At 58.3% G+C, this 3,067-nt stretch carries 2 protein-coding genes and 1 pseudogene; all 3 read left to right on the forward strand.

The features are described 5' to 3' along the window. A pseudogene (locus tag VI25_RS25525) lies at positions 1 to 388 on the forward strand (hypothetical protein); the annotation flags it as partial. Between the two features lie 34 nt (positions 389 to 422). Then, complete coding sequence (locus VI25_RS28090; protein ID WP_262490011.1) at positions 423 to 1,661, forward strand: hypothetical protein; 1,239 nt, start codon at positions 423 to 425, stop codon at positions 1,659 to 1,661. Continuing rightward, on the forward strand, positions 1,604 to 2,569 hold the full coding sequence (locus tag VI25_RS28095) for a hypothetical protein (protein WP_262490012.1): 966 nt from the start codon (positions 1,604 to 1,606) through the stop codon (positions 2,567 to 2,569). The genes VI25_RS28090 and VI25_RS28095 overlap by 58 nt, the downstream gene beginning before the upstream one ends. The last annotated feature ends 498 nt before the right edge of the window (positions 2,570 to 3,067 follow it).

The following is a 3,067-nucleotide window of genomic DNA, read 5'->3' on the forward strand; positions in this document are numbered from 1 at the left end:
CGCGGGTTTTACTACTGGTGCGCCTTGGCTTGCGGTAAACCCCAACTACCCGCAACTGAACGCGGCGGCTCAGGAGAAAGACCCTAACTCCGTCCTCAATTACTTCCGGCGGGCCACGGCCGCGCGGCAGCAGCACAAGGTGCTGGTGTACGGGGCCTACCACCTGCTGGACGAAGCCAACCCCCACATCCTACGCCTACACCCGCACCCTCGGCCCCGACAAGGCTTTGGTAGTGCTCAACTTCTCTTCGGAAAAGCGCAAGTGGCCGGTGCCCAGCGGGTCTTGACTCTCAACGGTATGCCCTGGCTCAATAACTACCCTACCTTTACTTCCGCCTCTACCCTAGCCTTGGAGCCCTGGCAGGCCGTGGTAATACCCTTGCGCTAAACCCCGCCCCACCCGTTCTTTCGCCCTCTTTCCCATGACCACCCACTTTCCCACTTTGCCTAGGCTGCTCTGTGCCCTCGCCTTATTCCTCGGGGCTGCGTGGCGCCCGGCGGCAGCCCAAACGCCCGACCCTTGGCGCCTAACTGCCGCCCAAGTTGACCCCCGCAACTACTACGGAGTCACGGTAGCCAACGGGATGCTGGGCGTGGTTTCTTCGCCTGAGCCGTTTCAGGTGAAAAGCGTGGTGCTGGCCGGCGCCTACGACCAGTACGGGCGGGGCCGGGTGAGCAACTTCCTCAACAGCTTCAACCTACTGAACATGTACCTGGAGGTAGATGGGCAGCGCCTCTCCGGCAAGGACATGAGCAACTTCCGGCAGGAGCTGGATATGCAGCATGCTGGGCTGACTACTTCCTTCGATTACGCCGATAAGGCTACTATCCGCTACACGCATTATGCCCTGCGCCAGCTTCCCTACACGGTACTGGTGGACGTGACCATAACGGCCAAAAAAGACGTGTCCCTAACCGCCGCTAGCGTCATGGACGCCCCTGACGCTCTGCGCGAGGTTCAAAACTACTACAACGAAATAGACCGTCCGCACGTCACGCTCAGCCTGCTCACGTCGTCGGCGCACAGCAGCACGGGCAAGCTCCAGCTGTGCGCTTCCAACAGCTTTCTTTTCAGTGAGCCGCACGGACAGGAGCCCAAGGTCATTCATGAAATGTGGGACAGCAACATGCACCTGATGAAGTTCAACAAGGTGCTGAAAGCCGGGCAAACCTACAGCTACGCGGTGGCAGGCTCGTCCATCACCTCTGCCCACCATGCCGACCCCCTCAATGAGGCCGAGCGCCTGACCATTTTTGCCCGCCTTGAGGGCAAGGAGCGCCTATTGAGCTTCCACGCCAAAGCCTGGGATGAGTTGTGGAAAAGTGACATTCAGATTCAGGGCGATGCCCAGGCCCAGCAGGACGTACACAGCATGCTCTACCACTTGTACAGCTTCTCGCGCGCTGGCACCGATTACTCGCCTTCGCCCATGGGCCTCTCGGGCCTGGGCTACAACGGCCACGTGTTTTGGGATACCGACGTGTGGATGTTTCCGGCCTTACTGGTCTTGCACCCTGAAATTGCCAAATCCTTACTTGAGTACCGGTTTCGGCGGCTGGAGCCAGCCCAGCGCAACGCCTTCTCTCATGCTACCAGGGAGCCATGTACCCGTGGGAAAGCGCCGATATGGGGGTGGAAGAAACGCCCGTGTGGGCCCTGAGCGGAACCTTTGAGCACCATATTTCGGCCGACGTGGCCCTAGCAGCTTGGCAGTACTACTGTGTAACTCAGGACCAAGGCTGGCTGCGGGAGAAAGGCTGGCCAATCCTATCCGCTACGGCCGATTTTTGGGCCAGCCGGGTGGAGCGCAACGGCCCCGGGCGCTACGACATTCGCAACGTAGTTGCCGCCGATGAATGGGCCGAAAACGTGGACAACGACGCCTTTACCAACGCCGCCGCTCAGGTAAACCTGCGCAACGCCGCCGCTGCCGCCAAGCTGCTGGGCTTGCGCGCCAACCCCGACTGGCTGCACGTAGCCCAGAACATTCCGATTCTGAAAATGGCGGATGGCACTACCCGCGAGCACGCCACCTACCAGGGCGAAGGCATCAAGCAGGGCGACGTAAACTTGCTGGCCTACCCCCTGAACGTCGTCACGGCCCCGGCCCAAATCAGGAAAGACTTAGAGTACTACGAAACCCGGGTACCCACGGCGGGCACTCCAGCCATGACCCAGGCCATCTTTGCCTTGCTTTACGCGCGTCTTGGCAATGCTGAAAAGGCTAAAATCTGGTTTAAGGATGCCTACGAACCCAATCTGCTACCTCCCTTCCGTGTCATTGCCGAAACCAAAGGTGGTACCAACTTACTTTGCTACGGGTGCGGGCGGAGTGCTGCAAGCCGTACTGATGGGTTTTGGGGGACTCAATATCACGCCCACCGGCATTGTGCAAAGCAAAACCACCTTACCCACCGGCTGGCAGTCCGTGAAGATTACCGGGGTGGGCGTACAGCGCAAAACCTATTCGGTAAGTCGCTGAGGAATTTTAAGGTAGGCCCCCTCACGTGCACTACTGGTGCTGCTGCGCGGCTTCGGTTCAGTAGCCAGGAAACGGCTACCCTTTAGCCTCAATAAGCGCAACGTGCCCAATGTGAGTACCAGCACCTACTACCGAGGGTATACTATCACTATTTTAAACGTACTTGGCATAAAATACCGCGTGCATGTTGGGGCGTTCTTCTTGTGTATAACCACCACATAACCTGAGGTTTCAGGCACCTCGCTTGTTTCTTTGGTTATGGGTAAAGCCCACGGTAGTAGGTACCACTGGCTACACATTCACGCGGAACGCCACCGGCTAGCACGAATGCTGTGCCCTACGTGGCGTCTCTGAGCTTCTCGGTTTCCGGCCTGCTCACAAACGCCCTGCTACTTAAGTCACCAAATTTTCATGAAGCGTATCCGTAGTCGATTCATCCTCTCCGCAACTGCCCTGGCCTGTGGCATTGTCGCTGTAGCAGCCTGCACCAGCACCCAAAAGGTAGCAACCCAAGCTCCAAGCTCCAGCCTCACCCAGTACGTAGACCCCTACATTGGAACAGCTTTTCATGGTCATGTTTCATG

Origin of the sequence: Hymenobacter sp. AT01-02, from assembly GCF_000961955.2 — a bacterium.
GTDB classification, from domain to species: Bacteria; Bacteroidota; Bacteroidia; order Cytophagales; family Hymenobacteraceae; genus Hymenobacter; species Hymenobacter mucosus.

What these genes read in the sequence shown, in the direction of transcription:
- VI25_RS28090 (WP_262490011.1), top strand. Translation starts at nt 423, where the DNA reads ATGACCACCCACTTTCCCACTTTGCCTAGGCTGCTCTGTGCCCTCGCC.
- VI25_RS28095 (WP_262490012.1), top strand. Translation starts at nt 1,604, where the DNA reads ATGTACCCGTGGGAAAGCGCCGATATGGGGGTGGAAGAAACGCCCGTG.